We start from the raw sequence: 18957 nt of genomic DNA on the forward strand, positions 1-18957 counted from the left end.
CTGTCCCTCACCTGTGAGTCGGGAACCTCAACGTGAACCGGGTCTCGCCGGGCCGGCTGGACAGCTCGACCGTGCCGCCGTGGGCCTCCATGATCGCCTTGACCAGCGAGAGGCCGAGGCCCACGCCGCCCGCGCGGTTGCGGGCCTCGTCGCCGCGGACGAAACGCTCGAACGCGGTGTCGGCCAGCTCCGGCGCGAACCCCGGGCCGTCGTCCATGATCGTGATCTCACCGGGCCGGGCGCGGGCCGTGACCGTCGTGCCGGCGGGGGTGTACTTGCGGGCGTTGGTGAGCAGGTTGGTCACCACCTGGTGCAGCCGCTGCTCGTCGCCCAGCACGGTGACGCTCTCGGCGGGAAGGTCGAGCCGCCACTGATGGGTGGGGGAGAGCACGCGGGCATCGGCCACCGCCTCGAGCAGCAGGCGGGTCAGGTCGACCGGGGCGGAGTCGAGCGGGCGTCCCGAGTCGAGTCGGGCCAGCAGCAGGAGGTCCTCGACCAGCGTGGTCATCCGGCCGGACTCGGCCTCCACCTTGTCGAGCGCGGCGAGCACACCCGCCGCGTCGTCCGGTCGGCGCCGGGCCAGCTCGGCGTACCCCTTGATGGTGGCCAGTGGCGTGCGCAGCTCGTGCGAGGCGTCGCCGACGAACTGGCGGACCTGCTGCTCGCTGCGGTGCCGGGCATCGAGGCTCGACTCCACGTGGGCGAGCAGCGTGTTCAGGGCTGCTCCCACGCGGCCTACCTCGGTGCGCTCGTCGGTCAGGTGCTCGGGCACCCGGTCGGTGAGGTCGATCTCGCCGGATGCCAGCGGCTGCTCGGCCACCCGGTGGGCGGTGTCGGCGACGTCGTTGAGCGGCTGCAGCTGCCGGCGTACGACGAAACTGCCGGCTGTCGCCGCGAGGAGTACGCCGAGCACGGTGGCCAGCATCTCCCACTGCACCAGGTCGCTCAGGGTGCCGTCCACCTCCTCCGTCGTCATCCCGACCAGCACGCGCTCGCCGTCCCTGGTGGTCTTCGCGAGTACGCGGTAGCGGGGCAGGTCGGGCACGTTCAGGGTTTCGGGGGAGTCGTCGGTGACATCGGCGAACGCGGCGAGCTGCTCGTCGGACAGGGTGACGGCCGCACCGAAGGTTGCGCCGTTCACCTCGACGACCACGGTTCCGCGCGTCCACCCCGCCCCGGTGCCCTGCAGGGTGATCGTGCCGAGCGGGGGACCGATTCGTTCCCCGTCGGGGAGGGGGCCCGCAGTCTGGCCGGCTGGGACTCGGGGCGCGTCGGACACGCGGTCCAACGTGGTCCGGATCTCCTTGTCCAGTTGGGCGTTGAGGTTTGCCCGCATCGCCAGCGTCGTCGCCGTGGCGATCAGGATGCTGGTCACCGCGACCAGCAGCACCGCGATGCCGACCAGTCGCCAGGTCAGGCTGCGCCAGCGCATCATGCCGGCTTCAGGACGTAGCCGGCGCCGCGCATGGTGTGGATCATCGGCTCCCGGCCGGCGTCGATCTTCTTGCGCAGGTAGGAGATGTAGAGCTCGACCACGTTGGCCTGGCCGCCGAAGTCGTAGTTCCACACCCGGTCGAGGATCTGCGCCTTGCTCAGCACCCTGCGTGGGTTGCGCATCAGGAAGCGCAGCAGCTCGAACTCCGTCGCGGTCAACGAGACCTCGTCCTTGCCGCGGCGTACCTCGTGGCTGTCCTCGTCGAGGGTGAGGTCGCCGACGGTGAGCACGTTGTCCTGCTGCGCGTTCAATGCCCCGGCCCGCCGCATCAGGGCACGCAGCCGGGCCACCACCTCCTCGAGGGAGAACGGCTTGGTGACGTAGTCGTCGCCGCCCGCGGTCAGGCCGGCGATGCGGTCCTCGACGGCGTCGCGCGCGGTCAGGAACAGCACCGGTACGTCGGGATCGGTGCCGCGCATCCGTTTGAGCACCTCGAGGCCGTCGAAGTCGGGCAGCATCATGTCGAGCACCACCGCGTCGGGGCGGAAGGCCTTCGACTCGGCCACCGCCTTGCTGCCGGTGTGGGCCTGGCGTACGTCGAGTCCCTCGTAGCGCAGCGCCATCGCGAGCAGCTCGGCGATGTTGACCTCGTCGTCAACGACGAGCACGCGCAAGGGGGATCCGTCAGGTCTGGTGAGCTCCATGGTGACCAACCTCTCGCGCGCCGATGGGCAGAGTCTGTCAGGTTCCTGTGTGCTCCCTGTGAACCTGTGCAAGCACAGGCTGGCTTCATCGCCCACACAGCCTGCGCACAGGTCTCCGGCGCACGCTCGGAGACATGACTGACGAGAACCAGCACCCCGACGTGCCCGGACGGGCCACGGGGAGCGACGCCGCGTCGTACGGCGCCCAGCAGCCCGATGACCGACCGGTCCCGCAGGAGTCGACGCAGCAGTTCGCGGCGCCGGCGCCGGCCGCCGTACCCGCCGAGCGGAGGCCGTGGAAGGACCGCGTGCTCGGCTACCGGGGCGTGGCGGCGGTGGCCCTGGCCAGCGTGATCCTCGGCGGCGCGGGTGGTGCGGCGCTCGGTGCGATCAGCAACGGATCCGACGACGGGCCCGGAGGAATGCGCGGCCCCGGAGGCAACGGCCCCGGCAACTTCGGCCAGATGCCCGGCCAGAACGGCCAGCAGATGCCCGGCCAGAACGGAATGACGCCGCCCGGCCAGGGCGGCCAGCAGGACAGCACCACCTCCTGACCCGTGTCCGCCGGCCCGACGGTTGGCCCGGGTTCGGCGCCGCCGCGAAACCCGGTGGCGTCGACCGGGATAATGGTCGACGTTGTGCAGCCAGACCTGAAGATCACCTACCCAGACCTCCCCGTCAGCGACCGTCGCGAGGACATCGCTGCGGCCATTCGCGACCACCAGGTGGTGATCGTGGCCGGCGAGACCGGCTCCGGGAAGACCACCCAGCTGCCCAAGATCTGCCTCGAGCTGGGCCGTGGTCTGGGCGGCCGCGAGGGCAAGCTGATCGGGCACACCCAGCCCCGGCGGATCGCCGCGCGTTCTGTCGCCGAGCGCATCGCCGAAGAGCTCGGCACCGAGCTCGGTGACGTGATCGGCTACCAGGTCAGGTTCACCGACCGCACCAGCCGGGCCAGCCGCGTGAAGCTGATGACCGACGGCATCCTGCTCGCCGAGCTGCAGCGTGACCGGATGCTCAAGAAGTACGACACCCTGATCATCGACGAGGCCCACGAGCGCAGCCTCAACATCGACTTCATCCTCGGCTACCTCAAGCGGCTGCTGCCCAAGCGGCCCGACCTCAAGCTGATCATCACCTCGGCGACGATCGACCCCGAGCGCTTCGCGAAGCACTTCGGACTCGATTCCGGTGGTCGAGTAGCGAGCGCCAGCGAGCGTATCGAGACCCCCGCGCCGATCATCGAGGTCTCCGGCCGTACCTACCCCGTCGAGGTGCGCTACCGGCCGCTGATCCAGGCGGGCACGACCGACAAGGACGGCGTCGACGACGAGGGCGAGGTCGTCGTACGCGACCAGACCGAGGCGATCGTCGAGGCGGTCAAGGAGCTCTCCGCCGAGGGCCCCGGCGACATCCTGGTCTTCCTGCCGGGCGAGCGCGAGATCCGCGACACCGCCGACGTGCTGGGAGACCTCAACCTGCGCGACAGGCTCGAGGTCGTGCCGCTCTACTCGCGGCTCTCCTCCGCAGAGCAGCACCGGGTCTTCGAGGCGCCCAGGTCGGGCCGCGGGCGCCGCGTCGTACTCGCCACCAACGTCGCCGAGACCTCGCTGACCGTGCCCGGCATCCGCTACGTCGTCGACTCCGGTGTCGCCCGCATCTCCAGGTTCTCGGTGCGCACGAAGGTTCAGCGGCTGCCGATCGAGGCGATCAGCCAGGCCTCAGCCAACCAACGCTCAGGCCGCTGCGGTCGTGTCGCGGCGGGTGTGGCGATCCGGCTCTACTCCGAGGAGGACTTCGAGGCGCGTCCCGAGTTCACCGAGCCCGAGATCCTGCGCACCAACCTGGCCTCGGTGATCCTCCAGATGACCTCGCTCGGCCTGGGTGAGGTCGGCCGCTTCCCGTTCGTCGAGCCGCCCGACAAGCGCAACGTGCAGGCCGGCACCCAGCTTCTCGAAGAGCTCGGCGCCGTGACCGGCCCCAAGCTGACCAGGCTCGGCGGACGCCTGGCCAGACTGCCGATCGATCCGCGCCTGGGTCGGATGATCCTCGAGGCCGAAAGACTCGGCTGCGTGCGCGAGGTGGTCGTCATCGCGGCCGCACTGTCGTTGCAGGACCCGCGCGAGCGTCCGGCCGACCTCCAGGCCCAGGCCGACCAGCAGCACGCCCGCTTCAAGGATCCTGAGTCCGACTTCATGTCGTGGCTCAACCTCTGGCGCTATCTCAAGAAGCAGCAGAAGGACCTGTCGTCCAGCGCGTTCCGCCGCATGTGCAAGAAGGAGTTCCTCAACTACCTGCGCGTGCGCGAATGGCAGGACTTCGAGTCCCAGTTGCGCCAGGTGTGCAGGGAGATGGGTCTCGATACGCTCGCTGGCGCTCGCCACTCGACCACCGAAAAAGACTCGACTGCCGATACTCCCGACTCCGACGGCATCCACCAGGCGCTGCTCTCCGGTCTGCTCTCCCACATCGGCGCGCTGGAGGAGAAGGAGCCCGCCGGGAAGCCGAAGAGTGGCCGTCGTCCGATGCGCGAGTACCTCGGTGCCCGCGGTGCCCGCTTCGCGATCTTCCCCGGCTCCGGCCTGGCCCGGAAGAACCCGCAGTTCCTGATGGCCGCCGAGCTCGTCGAGACCAGCCGGTTGTGGGCCCGGCAGAACGCCGCGATCAACCCTGAGTGGGCCGAACGCCTTGGCGCCCACCTGGTCAAGCGCAACTACTCCGAGCCGCACTGGTCGGCCAAGCGGGCCGCCGTGATGGCCCGCGAGCGGGTCCTGTTGTACGGCGTACCGCTCGTCGCTGATCGACTGATCAACTACGGCAACGTCGACCGCGAGCTGGCCCGCGAGCTCTTCATCCGGCACGCCTTGGTCTATGGCGAGTGGTCGACGCACCACAAGTTCTACGCGAAGAACCTGGCCCTGCTGAAGGAGGCCGAGGAGCTCGAGCACCGCGCCCGTCGCCGCGACATCGTGGTCGACGAGCACACGCTGTTCGACTTCTATGACGCGCGGATCGGCGCCGACGTGGTCAGCGGCGCGCACTTCGACACCTGGTGGAAGAAGGAGCGGCAACGCAACGGAAACCTGCTCACCTTCGACCCGCGCATGCTCACCCACGACACAGCCGACGAGGTGCAGGCCGACGACTACCCCGAGCTGTGGCACGCCGAGGGCCTGACGTTCGACATCGGCTACCACTTCGAGCCCGGCTCGGTCGACGACGGCCTGACCATCGATGTCCCGGTGGCCACCCTCAACCGGGTCGAGGCCGACCAGTTCAGCTGGAACGTGCCCGGCCTGCGCGAAGAGCTGGTCACCGCGCTGATCCGCAGCCTGCCGAAGAACCTGCGGGTCAACTTCGTCCCCGCACCCAACAAGGCCCGCGAGTTCCTGGCCGCCGTACCCGCCGGTGACGAACCGCTGCTCGAGGCGCTCGAACGCTGGTTCCGCGCCACCACGGGCGTGGTCGTGCCCCGCGACGCGTGGGACTGGGACAAGGTCCCCGAGCACCTGCGGCCAACGTTCCGCGTGGTCGACGAGTCGGGTCGCGAGCAGGCCCGTGGCAAGGACCTCGAGGCGCTCAAGGAACCGCTGCGCCCGAAGTTCGCGGCCGCGATGGCCGAGGTCGCCGCCGACTCGGGGATCACCGTCACCGGCCAGACCTCCTGGACCTTCGGCGTCATCGAGTCGTCGTTCACCCAGGTGCGCGCCGGCCACGAGGTGCGCGGCTACCCGGCGCTGGTCGACGAGGGTTCGACCGTGGGCCTGCAGGTCTTCGGCTCCGCCGACGAGCAGGAGGCCCGGCACCGCCTCGGCGTACGCCGCCTGTTGCTGCTCGGCACCCCGTCGCCGGTCAAGGAGATCCTCGACTCGCTGGGCAATGCCGAGAAGCTGGCACTGGCCGGGTCGCCGTACCCGAACGTCACCGAGCTGCTCGAGGACTGCCGCGCGGCCGTGCTGCAGCAGGCCATCGACGCCCGCCCCCCGGTTCGCACACCGGAGGAGTACGCCGCCCTCGCCGCGGTCGTGGCGACGGACCTGCCCGCCCACGTGCGTGGCGTCATGCACGACGTGTTCCGGGTGCTGGAGGCGTGGCGGCGCACCGACAGGACGCTCAGCGGCCGGGCCGACATGTCCACGCTCTCCGCGATCACGGACATGCGGGCCCAGCTCGACCGGCTGGTGCACCGGGGCTTCGTCGCCGACGCCGGGCTGCCGCAGCTGCGTGAGCTGCCGCGCTACCTCGCCGCGATCGACGTACGACGGGAGCGGCTCGACTCGCAGGTCGCCAAGGACCGGCAGGTGATGGACCAGATGAGCGAGCTGCAGAACGCGTGGCTGCACCGCGTGGAGGCGTTGCCCCAGGGGCGCCCGCCGGGTGCTGCGCTGCGCAAGGTGCGCTGGATGCTGGAGGAGTACCGCGTCTCGCTGTGGGCGCAGCACCTCGGCACCGCGCAGACCGTCAGCGACGCCCGGATCCGCAAGGCCCTCGGCTGAACCCCGCCCTGCCCAAGTAACGCGGGGTTATGGTCGCTCCACACGCGTTGTGACGCGGCGGAAGCGACCACAGCACCGCACAAGTGCCGGCCCACCGGCTTCGCGGCCCGTGGGTAATGTGGTCGGGTGACTGAACGCCCGCACCACCGCCCGACCATGCAGACCTCCGACTTCTTCGACGGCATGGTCGGCGGCACTGATCCGGCGCTGGTCTCCGAGGCGGCCGACCGCGCCGCGTTCCTCCTCGTGCGAGGTGCCCGGGACAGCGACGACCGCGAGGTGGCGCAGCGCCTGTTGCGGCTGGCCGAGACCGAGGGACTCGAGACGCTGGCCGACCTGTGGTCCGGTGCGCCGTCCGACTCGCTGGCGGGGTGCCTCTGGCGTCTCTACGTCTTGCGGGCCTGGGTGCACGCCTCGCCGCAGCTGGCGTCGTCCCAGTTCGAGGCCGGACGCGCCGCCGCCCAGGTCGCCCGCGTCGTGGCCGGGGTCGCCGACCCGCCCGGGCCCGACCAGGTCCGCACGATGATCGACACGGTGCTGACCGGCATCTCCGAGAGCGCCTTCGCCGACGTGCTCCTGCGGGCCTCGGCCTTCGCCCGCGTGGTGGCGGTCGGTCGCGCCCACCTGCACAGTCCCGATGCGCGGCAGATGCTGGTGCTCTCCGAACAGCTCGAGACGGCCGCCCATCAGGAGCTGGCCGTCGGCCTGGCCTGATCGCGGCATTCCGGACAACGCGGACGATCCCGGTCATCAGGTGACTGGGATCTTCCGCGCTGTTCAGCAACGTGGTCTGAGTACGCCGGACCGGGAGCGCCTCACGGCGCGTGGCCGCTCTAAGCGGCTAATTTTGGGACCCGGGGCTGCCGCGGTCCGGCGTACTTCGGCAATTGTAATCGCCGCACCAACCATCCGCGGCAACTTCGCCGGTTACCGGGAAGTTAGGGTCGCTCGCATGGACGCGACGTACGCACCGGTCGAGAACGGCGAGCCGGATCCGGGTGAAGTGGTGTGGGCCTGGGTTCCCTACGAGGAGGACGCCAGCCAGGGCAAGGACCGTCCGGTCGTGCTGCTCGGCAAGGACGGCGACACGTGGCTGGCCCTGCAGCTCACCTCGAAGGACCACGACCGCGACGAGGTCCAGGAGGCCGAGGAGGGTCGGTTCTGGATGGACGTCGGCACCGGCGGCTGGGACCGCGAGGGCCGGCCGAGCGAGGTGCGCCTCAACCGTCTCCTGCGGCTTCCCGACAGCGGCCTCCGTCGCGAGGGTGCCGCCCTCGACCGCGAGGTCTTCGAGCGGGTCGTCGAAGGCGCACGGGCCCACGGCACACTCGACGGGTAGCGTCTGGAGGCATGCAGACACGACAGCTGGGTGACCGCTCCGTCAGTGCCATCGGACTCGGCGGGATGCCGCTGTCCCGCGTCCGCTTCGCGACCGGTGAGCTGCCGCCGCGCGACGAGGCGATCGCGACCGTGCACGCGGCGCTCGAGGTCGGCGTGACGTTCATCGACACCGCCGACTGCTACGCGCCCGACGGCCCCGGGCTGGGCCACAACGAGGAGCTGATCGCCGAGGCGTTGCGCGCCGCCGGCTCACCCGACGTACTCATCGCCACCAAGGGCGGCATCCGTCGCGACGGTGCCGACTGGCCGGTCGACGGGCGTCCCGAATGGATCCGCGAGGCCGTGCAGGGCTCGCTCAAGCGGCTCGGCGTCGAGTCGATCGACCTCTACCAGCACCACCGCCCCGACCCGGCGGTGCCGTACGCCGAGACCATCGGCGCCTTCAAGGAGTTGTACGACGACGGGCTGGTGCAGCGCGTCGGGCTGTCCAACGCCGACCCCGACCAGATCAGGGAGGCGCACGGCATCCTCGGTGACGCGCTGGTCAGCGTGCAGAACCAGTTCAGCCCCAGCTTCCGCAGCAGCGAGCCGGAGCTGGAGCTCTGCGAGGAGCTCGGGCTGGCGTTCCTGCCGTGGAGCCCGATGGGCGGCATGCGCCACGCGGCCGACCTGGCCGACGACTTCAAGGCCTTCGCCGAGGTGGGGGAGGCCCACGGCGTGAGCCCGCAGCAGGCCTGCATCGCCTGGCTGCTGGCCCGCTCGCCGAGCATCATCCCGATCCCCGGGGCCAGCCGCCCCGCGTCGATCCGCGACACGGCGGAGGCCACCCACCTCGAGCTCAGCGCCGACGAGCTGGCCCGCCTGAACGCCTGACCCGCTCGTGGACGTCAGCCGAGCTTCTCCGCGACCGCGCGGGCGGCCTGCTGGGCCGGCTCCTGGCCGGGCTCGTAGTTGTAGTCCTGGCCCTGGTTGTCGATCAGCACGATCGAGAGGCGTGAGCCGACCCGGTTCACCGCGACGCCGTTGAAGTGGTGGTCCTGGGCGTCCTTCTGACCGAACTGGAGCAGGTAGGTGAACGACTTGCCGGCCGACACCTGCGCGGCCTGCAGCGGGTTGACCTGCTCGACGTCGGCGTTCAGCTGGGCGGCGCAGTCACGGTGCCACCCGCGTAGCACCTGCTCCACCCGCCAGGCCGACTTGTCATCGGCGAAGGTGGCGATCAGCTGGGCGGCGCGCTGGTTGCCGTCGGCCTTGAAGGTGCGGATCCAGGCCTCGTCGGCACCCGAGTCGACCAGCGAGAACTTCGCGCAGTCGCCGAACGGGTCACTGCCTTCGGGCTTCGTTCCGGCGTCGGTCCAGACGGTGATGTCGTTGAGCCCGGGCATCTCGTCGGCGGTGAGGAACAGGTCGTCGACGGGAGAGGTCACCGGAGCCTCGGTCGTCGTACTCGGTGCGGACGAGGCGCTCGACGAGCTCGGCGGTGGGGAGGACTCGGTCTCGGTCGGGGCGCTCTCACTGGGCACGTCGGAGGCCTCGACCGATGCGGTGTCGGAAGGGTCCGCACCCGAGGTGTCGTCGGGGCCCGATTCGCTGCCACAGGAGGTCAGCACCAGCGCGGCGAAGAGACCGACTGCCACGCGGGACAGGGGGCGGGGAAGGGATGCCATGCGGTCAGCGTAGGGGTGAATGCATGTGCTGCAGGTCGACGCTTCGGTGTGTCCCGATATCGTGTCGGGACATGGTGCAGCGAGGAAAGGGCGTTCGGGCGTGAAGACTCGTGCGGCAATGGTGTGTGGAGCGGTTCTGTTGGCGATGCTGGCGGGAGCGTGCGACACCGAGACGGGTGAGCCCCAGCAGGACCCGGTCGGGACCGTGAAGAACCCGGTCAAGCTGAGCTTCATGGCTTATGGAGCCGACGAAGAGGTCGAGGCGATGCAGTCGACCGTCGACCAGTTCAACGTCGACCACCCGACCATGAAGGTGACCCTGCAGCACGCCGCGGACGCCGACGAGGTCATCGACCGACTCAACGCGAAGAACCCTCCGGACGTCTACCTGCTCTCCCAGCGAGACCTGGCCGAGGTGGCCAAGCAGGGCCTCAACCAGCCCCTCGAGGAGCTGCTCGACTCGCGCGGCGTCGACTTCGGCGACTACTACAAGCGCGACGCGATCGACTCGTTCTCCCTCGACAGTCGCCTGCAGTGCATGCCGTACGGCGTCTCGCCGATGGTCATCTACTACAACACCAACCTGATCGACTGGGATGCGATGAAGGAGCAGGGCCTCGACTCCCCGGCCTCGCACGCCGCCTGGACCCTCGACCAGTTCAACGCGGCCGCCGAGTTCGCCGCCAGCCGCCCCGGTGCGAAGGGTGTCTACATCGACCCGACGCTCGAGGGCCTGGCCCCGTTCGTCTACTCCGGTGACGGCCAGCTGTTCGACGACCCGGCCGACCCCACCACGCTGACCCTCTCCGACGACGCGAGCCGTGACGCACTGTCGCGCACGCTGCGGGTGCTGCGCCCGTCGAAGGTGAACCTGACCCCGCGCCAGCTGCGCAAGGAGTCGGCGCTCGACCGCTTCAAGACCGGCAAGCTCGGCATGATCGCTGGCTACCGCAACATGGTGCCCGAGCTGCGCAAGACGCCGAGCCTCAGCTTCGACGTGATGCCGATGCCGGTGCTCGACAGCCAGACGACGGTGGGCGATGTGAGCGGTCTCTGCATCAGCGCTGAACCCTCCAGCGTCTCCGCGGCGGCCGACTTCATCGTCGACATCATCTCGACCGAGGCGGTCGAGCGGGTCGCCGAGGCCGGCTACCTCGTGCCGTCGAACAACGAGGTCGCCGAGGGCGAGGCGTTCCTCCAGCCCGACCAGCTGCCGGCCCACGCCGCGGTCTTCAACCAGACCGTCCGCAACATCGTCCAGCCGCCGCTGCTCGACTCGTGGGACGACCTCGAAGAGGCCGTGCACGCCCCGATCTACAAGCTGTTCTTCAACCGGGTGCTCAACCTCGAGGAGCTGACCGAGGCGATCGACGAGGCCTCCAAGTCGATCCTGGAGAACCAGGACGAACCCTCCGAGACCGCCACCAACTGACCGACAGTCCCCAACGTCTGACCCCTCCCGGGAGCCAGGCGTTGGGGACTATCCGTCGGAGGACGGGGCGTCGGTTGGCGTGTCTGCGTCCTCGGGTTCCTCGTCGGCAGCCAGGATGGCGGCGGTGAGGACCGGCTCGACGAGCCCGATCTGCCACGGCCGCGCGCCGTGACCGGCGAGCTGTTCCTGCACGGCCTGCGCCAGCGCAGCCGGCTCGCGGGTCCCGGGCGGGGTCCAGAGCACGCGTCGCAGCGTGTCGGGGGTCAGCAGGTTCTCCACCGGCAGGTTGTTGGTCTCCGCGAGCGTGGCCATCCCGGCGCGTGCCGCGGTGAGCCGGCGTGCGGCCACCGGGTCCTTGTCGATCCAGGTGCGCGGCACCGGCGGCCCGTCGCCGCGCGGTCCGCGTTGCGGCAGCTCGCTCTCGGACAGCCCGCGGGCCTCGGCCAGCGCGGCCACCCACTGTGAGGAGTAGCGGTCGGCGCCGCGGCCGTGGAAGCCGCTGGTGCCCAGCAGGGCGGCCTTGTCGACGGGCAGTGCCAGCGCGGCGGCGATGATCGCCGAGTCGGGCAGGATGCGGCCGGGCGTGACGTCGCGCTGCTCGGCGATGCGGTTGCGGGTCTCCCAGAGCGCGCGTACGGCGGCCAGCGCGCGACGTCCACGCACCCGGTGCAGCTGCGACGTACGGCGCCAGGGTTCGGCGCGCACGGCCGGGGTGAAGTCGAGTAGGTGGTCGAACTCCTCGCGGGCCCAGCCGGCCTTGCCCGACTCGTCGAGCTCGGAGGCCATCACGGCCCGCAGCTCGATGAGCGGCTCGACGTCGAGTGCGGCGTACTCGAGCCACGACTCGGGCAGCGGGCGCCTCGACCAGTCGGCCGCGGAGTGCTCCTTGCGCAGGTGCATGCCGAGCGTGGTCTCGACGAGGGTGGCCAGCCCGACGCGGGGATAGCCGAGCAGCCGGCCGGCGAGCTCGGTGTCGAAGAGCGACGACGGGCGCAGGCCGACCTCGGCCAGGCAGGCGAGGTCCTGTGTGGCGGCGTGCAGGATCCACTCCACGCCCTCGAGGGCGACCTGCAGGTCGTCGAGGTTGTCGAACGCGATCGGGTCGACCAGTGCGGTGCCCGAGCCCTCGCGCCGCAGCTGGATCAGGTAGGCGCGGGCGGAGTAGCGGTAGCCGGAGGCCCGCTCGGCGTCGATCGCCACCGGCCCGGTGCCTGCGGCGAAGCGGGCCACCACGTCGGCCAGCCCGGCGTCGGTGTCGATCACCGGAGGAAGTCCGTCACGCAGGGTCAGCAGGGGAGCCGGCTCGGGCTCCGGGGCCGCGTCGGTGGTGCCCTCCGGAGCCGCCTCGGCGGAGGCCTCGTCAGGTGTGTCGCCCGGATCGCTCACTGGGCGGGACCGCGCTGGCCGCGACGGCTCGGGATGGCGGTCACTCCCTCGGGCACGGGCTCGAGCCCGACCGCCGTGCAGAGCAGCTCGCCCCACGCCTCGACGTGGGCCGAGACGTCGAAGTTGCCGTTGTCGGGACCGGCCGGCGTCCATGAGGCGCGCACCTCGAGCTGTGCGGTGGCGTCCTCGTCGGCCATCGAGCCGAAGCTCTCGGTCGCGACGCGGGTGACGGTGCCGGAGGGGGCGACGAACTCGGCGCCGTGGGCCTCGAGGGCCTCGGTCAGCCAGGACCAGCCGACTGCTCCGAGCATCGGGTCGGTGACCATCTCGGGGTCGATCTCGGCGCGGGCGTAGGCCACGAAGCGGAACGTGCCCGCCCAGGCGTCGTTGCCGGCCGGGTCGTGCAACAAGATGATGCGCCCGGTGCCGATGTCGGCGTCGTCGACGGTGACGTCTGCGGAGAGTGCGCTGGCGTAGGGAGCGATGCGTTGGGGCGCGGGCATTGACTCACACAGCACCTCGGGACGCAGCCGGGCTGCTCGCATGCTCTCGACCGCAACCCGGAAATCCTCGGGGGGTAGGCCCGCACCCGACCCGGGGTGCGCCTCTTGACGGACCACCATGCCCTCCACAGTAGGGCGAGTCCGAAGGGTCCGTTGTGTGCCACGCCGCCTGACCTGCGAAGATTCGCGGTGTGACTGCCTCCACCGACCTGCACGACTCCGCCTTCCTCCGGGCCGCCCGCGGCGAGCCCGTTCCGCACACCCCGGTGTGGTTCATGCGGCAGGCGGGGCGCTCCCTGCCGGAGTACCTCAAGGTCCGCGAGGGCATCGGCATGCTCGAGTCGTGCATGGACGCCGACCTGGTCACCGAGATCACCCTCCAGCCGGTCCGCCGGTACGGCGTCGACGCGGCCATCTTCTTCTCCGACATCGTGCTGCCGCTCAAGGCGGTGGGTGTCGACCTCGACATCTTGCCCGGCATCGGCCCGGTGGTCGCGAAGCCGGTCGAGACGCTGGCCGACGTCGCCGCGATCCCCGACCTCACTCCCGAGCACGTCCCCTTCATCACCAAGGCCGTGCAGAACCTGGTCGCCGAGCTCGGCGCCACTCCACTGATCGGCTTCGCCGGCGCCCCGTTCACGGTGGCGTCCTACTTGGTCGAGGGCGGTCCGTCGAAGGAGCACGCGAAGACCAAGGCGATGATGTTCGGCGCCCCCGACGTGTGGGACGCGCTGATGCGCAAGATCGGTGGCATCGCCGCGGCGTACCTCGAGGTGCAGGTCGAGGCCGGTGCGTCCGCCGTACAGCTCTTCGACTCGTGGGCCGGCGCGCTCACCCCGGGCGACTACCGCGAGCACGTCATGCCGCACTCCGCGAAGGTGCTCGCCGCTGCCGGCGAGCTCGGCGTCCCGCGCATCCACTTCGGCGTCGGTACGTCGAACCTGCTGCCGCTGATGGGTGAGGCCGGCGCCGACGTGGTCGGTGTCGACTGGCGTACGCCGCTCGCGGACGGCATCAGGGCGGTCGGTGACCGGGCCGTCCAGGGCAACCTCGACCCGACCCTGGTCTTCGCACCGACCGACGTGATGACCGCGCGTGCCGCCGAGATCATCGAGGCCGGCCGGGCCGCCAAGGGCCACATCTTCAACCTCGGCCACGGGGTCATCCCCTCGACGAACCCCGACCAGCTGAAGGCGCTGACGGAGTTCGTCCAGGCGTACCCGCTCTGACCTACTCGGCGTTCGCGACCTGCGGGGCGACCTGCTGACGGGTGCGCAGTCGGCGTGCCAGCACCAGCACCGGGTAGCCCAGGATGCCGAGCACCACGGCGAAGGGCAGCAGCGCCCCGACCACCGTGGCGAGGCCGGCACCGACGCCGGTGAGCGCGTGCCACCCGTCGAGCAGGCCGCCGACGAACGCGTTGTGCTCGTCGTCCTTCTTCTCCTTGGCCGCCGCCGCGGTCTGGTGCTCGAGGTGGACCGTGATCGTGGAGAGGCTGGTCTGGTCCTCGAGGTAGGCCTGCTGTGACTTGAGGGAGTCGAGCTCGGCCTGGCGTGAGGTCAGCTGGGCCTCGATCGAGACGATGTCGGCGATGCTCTCGGCCCGGGCCAGCAACAGCTCGATGCGCTTGAGACTCTTCTCCTGGGCGCGGACCCGCACCTCGGTGTCGATCACCTGGGTGGTGACGTCCTCCGAGCCCTGGCTGGAACCGGTGAGCTCGGCGACCTTCTTCAGCTCCTTCATTGCGTCGGCGAACTCCCTCGCCGGCACGCGAACGACCACGCGTGAGCGACGGATGGTGCCGTCGTCCTCGGTCGAGGTCTCCTCCTCGGCGATGGTGCCGCCATGGCTGTCGACCACCTTCTGGAGGTCGAAACGCGCCTTCTCGGTGTCGGGGCTGGCCAGCGAGACGGTGCCGGTGTTGATCATGGCCTTGGTGGCCGGCGCCGGTCGGTTGGCGCCGCCGTTGTCGCGGGTGCCGCCGGCGTCCGAGCCGGAATCGGACTGGGTCTTCAGGGTCGCCTCGCCGTCGCCCTCGCTCGGCGCGTCCTCGGCGGCCAGGCCATCGGCCGCGACCGCATTCCGGCTGGTGTCGCCGGAGGAGTCGGAGTCGCCCGAGGAGCAACCCGTGAGTGCAATCAGTCCGGCGGCCAGCAGGGCCACCGCGAACTTCGTGGGAGAGGTCTTCATGAGGATGGGACGCCCGCGGCGTACCACCGGTTCCCTCGGGCAGGGTGGGCTCAGCTGGCGCGGTGGTACCCGCGGGAGTGCGCGACCAGGCTGGCCTGCAGGTCGCGCACGGCCTGGGGCAGATGCTCGCCCCGGCGCTGCAGCATCATCAGGGCGACACCGGTGGAGTCGCCGGTGATCGGCCGGTGGGTGATCAGGCCGGCACGTTCCATCGGGTCGCCGATCACGCTGTAGTCGGGCAGCACGGTGACGCCGAGCCCCTCGGCGACCATCACCTTGCCCATCTCGGCCCCGTCGGTGCTGAACGCCACTGGCGGCATGTCGCTGCCGAAGAGCCGGTGCACGAACCGGTGCATCAGGTAGCCGGCGCGCATCACGACGAACTGGTGCTCGCGCAGCTGGCCGACGGTGACTTCGTCGTACGCCGCCAACGGGTGGTCGTGGCGACAGATGAGGACCGGCCGGCCGTGGATCAGCCGGGTGCCGTCGAGGTCGACCGGAACGTCGTCGCCCTCGAGCACGTTGATCAGGCCGAGGTCGAGCGCGCCCTCGGCGAGGCCTTGGTGGATCTCGGCCTGTTGGGTGTTGACCACCTCGACGGTGGTGGCCGGGTTGGCCTGCTGGAAGTCGCGGACGGCCGGCACGAGCAGGGTGGACGTGGCGGCATTGACCGTGCCCATGCGCACCATCCGGGTGGTGAGGTTCTGGTCGCCGGCGGCGGTGCGCAGGCGGCCGACCGCCTCGAGCACCTCGACCATGTTCTGCAGAAGGTCGCGTCCCTGGCGACTGATCTTCGAGCCCGAGCGGCGTCGGTCGAGGAGGGTGACGCCGAGCTCGCGTTCCAGCTTGCTCACGGCCTCGCTGAGGGCCGGCTGGGAGAGGTGCAATGACTCACTGGCCTTGCGGAGGGACCCGTGCTGGGTCACTGCCGCGATGTACTGCAGCTGTTCGATCCGCACCCTGTGACTCCTTCTGGACAACCGACCGGCGGAAGGCCGCGCCGCTCGCCCCCTCGGAGATTCGCTGACCGGCCGTGCGTGCCTTTTCCTTGCATTCAGAATTGTAGACTAGTTCACTAGACATAATTCAAATTGCGTACCTTCTGAGAGGCGAACACATGTCGATCACCACACCGGCCACCGCCACCTGGGCCGACCCACTGCCCAGCAGCCCCGCGGAGTGGGTGGCTCGTGCCGAAGCCGTGGCCACTCAACTGGCCATCGACGCCGTGGAGCGTGACCGCGCGAACGCCACGCCGCACGCCGAGGTCCAACTGCTGAAGGACTCGGGTCTGGTCACCCTCCTCGGACCGGTCGAGCACGGCGGAGGCGGGCAGGACTGGACCACGGCGAATCGGGTGATTCGGGCGATCTCCGCCGGGGACGGCTCCATCGGCCAGCTGATCGGGTACCACTACCTGTGGTTCTGGGCGGTCCGTCTGGTCGGCACCCCCGAGCAGGTCGCGGCCGTCGAGCAGCAGGCCGTCGAGAACCGGTGGTTCTTCGGTGGTGCGGTCAACCCGCGCGACAGTGACCTGGTCATCACGGAAGTCGACGGCGAGCTCGTCTACAACGGCAAGAAGTCCTTCTCGACCGGTGGGCAGGTCTCCGACGTCACCGTGCTCGAAGGCGTGCTGGACGGCACCGACAACCACGTCTTCGCGATCGTGCCCACCGACCAGGACGGCATTCGCTTCCTGGGCGACTGGGACAACCTCGGCCAACGCCTCACCGAGAGCGGCGGTGTCGAGATCGTCGACGTCCACGTGCCGTGGGAGGCCGCTGCGGGCTACGTCGACCGGGTGTTCCGGCCGAGGGTCTACAACACCTTGAACGTGCCGCTGATCCAGCTGATCTTCGCCAACATCTATGTCGGCATCGCCCAGGGCGCGTTGTCGACCGCGACGACCTACACCCGGGACAAGACTCGCGCCTGGCCCTACGCGACGGACGTGAAGGCCAGTGCTCACGAGGAGTTCTACATCCTCGAGACGTACGGCGACCTGCAGTCCAAGCTGTGGGCCGCGGAGGCGATCACCGAGCGTGCCGCCGTGCTGATCGAGCGGATCAACGCCCACGCCGACACGGTGACTGAGCAGGAGCGCGGTGAGGCGGCCGTCGTGATCGCCGCCGCGAAGCAGGTGGCGATCGACACCGGCCTCGAGGTCACGAACCGCATCTTCGAGGTCACCGGGGCCCGGGCGACCGCGAACTCGGTCGGCCTCGACGTGTTCTGGCGCAACATCCGCACCCACAGCCTCCACGACCCGGTCGCCCACAAGCGCGCCGAGGTCGGACGTCACGCGTTGCTCGGCGAGATCCCCGAGCCGACTTGGTACACGTGATCGGACCGTCCTCCTGAGCTGCGGCCGGACGATCGGCGGGTGCGCTCCCGGCGGTCGTCCGGCCGTTCTCCGTCTCCCGTCCCACCACTACTTCCCTTCACTACCTCCGAGGTGAACCGCATGACCCTGAATGAAACGGCCCTGAACGAAACGACTCCGCATGAAGGCGCGCTGAACGCGGCGGCGCTGAACACGAAGCTCGCCGAGGTGCGGACGTCGTACCAGCCGCTGTTCGAGAAGATCTCCGCCGGGGTGGTCGAGCGCGAGCGCGACGGCACCTTGCCGAGCGAGCAGGTCGACTGGCTGAAGGAGGCCGGGTACGGCGCACTGCGCGTGCCGGTCGAGCATGGCGGGGCCGGGTTGAGCTGGCCCGAGCTCACCCAGCTGTGGATCGACCTGGCCGCGGTCGACAACAACCTGCCGCAGGCCCTGCGAGGTCACTTCGCGTTGGCCGAGGACCGGCTCCACCAGCACGTGATCGGTGTCGACCAGACGACCTGGTTCGCCCGTTTCGTGGCCGGTGAGATCGGTGGGAATGCCTGGTCGGAGGTCGGGTCGACGGCGATCGACACCCAGCAGACCGTGCTCAGCGCCGACGGCGAGGGCTTCCGGCTGAACGGCACGAAGTACTACACGACCGGCACGATCTTCGCCGAGTGGGCCGATGTCTATGCCCTGCGCGAGGACGGAACCTTCGTGATCGCCCTGGTGCGCACCGATGAGCCGGGTTTCAGCGTCACTGACGACTGGGACGGCTTCGGGCAGCGGGGGACCGGCAGTGGCACGGCCACCTTCGACAACGTGTGGGTCGAGGCGGCAAACGTGCTGGTCTTCTCCGAGCGCTTCCCCTACCAGACCGCGGTCTATCAGCTGAACCTCCTTGCCACGCTGAGCGGCATCGGTCGGGCGGCGCTCCGCGACGCGGTCGCCGAGGTACGCCGACGCGAGCGCAACTACTCCCACGCGAACGCGGCCCGTGTGCGTGACGACGCCCAGGTGCTGGCCCGCATCGGTGAGATCTCTGCGGCGGTCTACGCCGCCGAGGCGACCACCCTGCGAGTGGCCGATGCGGTGCAGGCGGCCTTCGAGGCGGCGGGGGCCGAGCATGACCGGGTGCTGGCGATCAACGAGGCGGCCGAGATCGAGTCCGCTGCGGCCCAGGTCGTGGTGACCGACCTGATCCTCAAGGCCACCAGTGACCTCTTCGACACGCTGGGCGCCTCGGCCACCTCTCGGGCCAAGGCGCTCGATCGGCACTGGCGCAACGCTCGGACCGTGTCGTCGCACAACCCGCGCATCCTCAAGGCGCGTGTGGTCGGGGCCTACGAGGTCAACGGCACGCCGCCGCCGTACGCCTGGGCGATCGGGACGACCAAGCGCGACTGACCCACCCGTGCAAGGCGTGACCGATCACCACATAGCGAGACGCGTCCGCGTGGTGGGCGGCCCCGCCTTGATC

16 protein-coding genes are annotated in these 18957 nt (G+C 70.1%); 9 read left to right on the top strand and 7 right to left on the bottom strand.

Translation table 11 applies throughout. From position 1 onward, the window contains the following. Positions 1-7: 7 nt before the first annotated feature. Complete coding sequence (locus ASD66_RS20140) at positions 8-1435, bottom strand: sensor histidine kinase (protein WP_056892026.1); 1428 nt, start codon at positions 1433-1435, stop codon at positions 8-10. Beyond that, on the bottom strand, positions 1432-2139 hold the full coding sequence (locus ASD66_RS20145; protein ID WP_056685808.1) for a response regulator transcription factor: 708 nt from the start codon (positions 2137-2139) through the stop codon (positions 1432-1434). The genes ASD66_RS20140 and ASD66_RS20145 overlap by 4 nt, the downstream gene beginning before the upstream one ends. A gap of 134 nt (positions 2140-2273) precedes the next feature. On the opposite strand from ASD66_RS20145, the gene ASD66_RS20150 reads away from it, so the two are divergent. The 5 genes from ASD66_RS20150 to ASD66_RS20170 all read left to right on the top strand — a co-directional run bounded on the left by ASD66_RS20150 (position 2274) and on the right by ASD66_RS20170 (position 8849). Beyond that, positions 2274-2693, top strand: coding sequence for a hypothetical protein (locus ASD66_RS20150; protein WP_056892027.1), 420 nt, complete (start codon positions 2274-2276; stop codon positions 2691-2693). A 72-nt stretch (positions 2694-2765) separates the two neighbouring features. Further along, positions 2766-6635 (top strand): ATP-dependent RNA helicase HrpA, encoded by a 3870-nt coding sequence (hrpA, locus tag ASD66_RS20155; protein WP_056892028.1) that lies wholly within the window; start codon positions 2766-2768, stop codon positions 6633-6635. Between the two features lie 126 nt (positions 6636-6761). Further along, positions 6762-7349, top strand: a complete 588-nt coding sequence (locus ASD66_RS20160; RefSeq protein ID WP_235530174.1) for a hypothetical protein — start codon at positions 6762-6764, stop codon at positions 7347-7349. 238 nt (positions 7350-7587) lie between these two features. Beyond that, positions 7588-7974 carry a type II toxin-antitoxin system PemK/MazF family toxin gene (locus ASD66_RS25055; RefSeq protein ID WP_056892030.1) on the top strand — a complete coding sequence of 129 codons (387 nt, stop codon included), beginning with the start codon at positions 7588-7590 and terminating at the stop codon, positions 7972-7974. Positions 7975-7985: 11 nt separating this feature from the next. After that, positions 7986-8849, top strand: coding sequence for an aldo/keto reductase (locus tag ASD66_RS20170; RefSeq protein ID WP_056685826.1), 864 nt, complete (start codon positions 7986-7988; stop codon positions 8847-8849). 14 nt (positions 8850-8863) lie between these two features. Here ASD66_RS20170 and ASD66_RS20175 read toward each other — a convergent pair whose 3' ends face one another. Further along, the gene (locus ASD66_RS20175) at positions 8864-9643 is read right to left on the bottom strand and encodes a hypothetical protein (protein WP_156388814.1); all 780 of its coding nucleotides are present in this window, start codon (positions 9641-9643) and stop codon (positions 8864-8866) included. Between the two features lie 100 nt (positions 9644-9743). On the opposite strand from ASD66_RS20175, the gene ASD66_RS20180 reads away from it, so the two are divergent. Beyond that, complete coding sequence (locus ASD66_RS20180; protein WP_156393725.1) at positions 9744-11075, top strand: ABC transporter substrate-binding protein; 1332 nt, start codon at positions 9744-9746, stop codon at positions 11073-11075. A gap of 48 nt (positions 11076-11123) precedes the next feature. Here ASD66_RS20180 and ASD66_RS20185 read toward each other — a convergent pair whose 3' ends face one another. After that, positions 11124-12461 carry an HRDC domain-containing protein gene (locus ASD66_RS20185; protein WP_056892032.1) on the bottom strand — a complete coding sequence of 446 codons (1338 nt, stop codon included), beginning with the start codon at positions 12459-12461 and terminating at the stop codon, positions 11124-11126. Continuing rightward, entirely contained in the window at positions 12458-13084 is a 627-nt protein-coding gene (locus tag ASD66_RS20190; RefSeq protein ID WP_056892033.1) for a DUF3000 domain-containing protein, read from the bottom strand. Before ASD66_RS20190 ends, ASD66_RS20185 begins: the two co-directional genes overlap by 4 nt. Before the next feature lie 71 nt (positions 13085-13155). On the opposite strand from ASD66_RS20190, the gene hemE reads away from it, so the two are divergent. Beyond that, positions 13156-14193 (top strand): uroporphyrinogen decarboxylase, encoded by a 1038-nt coding sequence (hemE, locus tag ASD66_RS20195; RefSeq protein ID WP_235530175.1) that lies wholly within the window; start codon positions 13156-13158, stop codon positions 14191-14193. A gap of 1 nt (position 14194) precedes the next feature. On the opposite strand, the gene ASD66_RS20200 is transcribed toward hemE, so the two are convergent. After that, complete coding sequence (locus ASD66_RS20200) at positions 14195-15154, bottom strand: DUF4349 domain-containing protein (RefSeq protein ID WP_056892034.1); 960 nt, start codon at positions 15152-15154, stop codon at positions 14195-14197. Positions 15155-15204: 50 nt separating this feature from the next. After that, entirely contained in the window at positions 15205-16113 is a 909-nt protein-coding gene (locus ASD66_RS20205; protein ID WP_056892035.1) for a LysR family transcriptional regulator, read from the bottom strand. 158 nt (positions 16114-16271) lie between these two features. Between ASD66_RS20205 and ASD66_RS20210 the strand changes: the two genes are divergently transcribed. Further along, positions 16272-17498: an acyl-CoA dehydrogenase family protein gene (locus ASD66_RS20210; protein ID WP_056685846.1), complete on the top strand. Its 1227-nt coding sequence runs from the start codon at positions 16272-16274 to the stop codon at positions 17496-17498. A 120-nt stretch (positions 17499-17618) separates the two neighbouring features. Then, positions 17619-18884 (top strand): acyl-CoA dehydrogenase family protein, encoded by a 1266-nt coding sequence (locus ASD66_RS20215; protein WP_082599633.1) that lies wholly within the window; start codon positions 17619-17621, stop codon positions 18882-18884. Positions 18885-18957 lie beyond the last annotated feature (73 nt).

This window comes from Nocardioides sp. Root151, from assembly GCF_001427925.1.
Lineage (GTDB): Bacteria > Actinomycetota > Actinomycetes > Propionibacteriales > Nocardioidaceae > Nocardioides.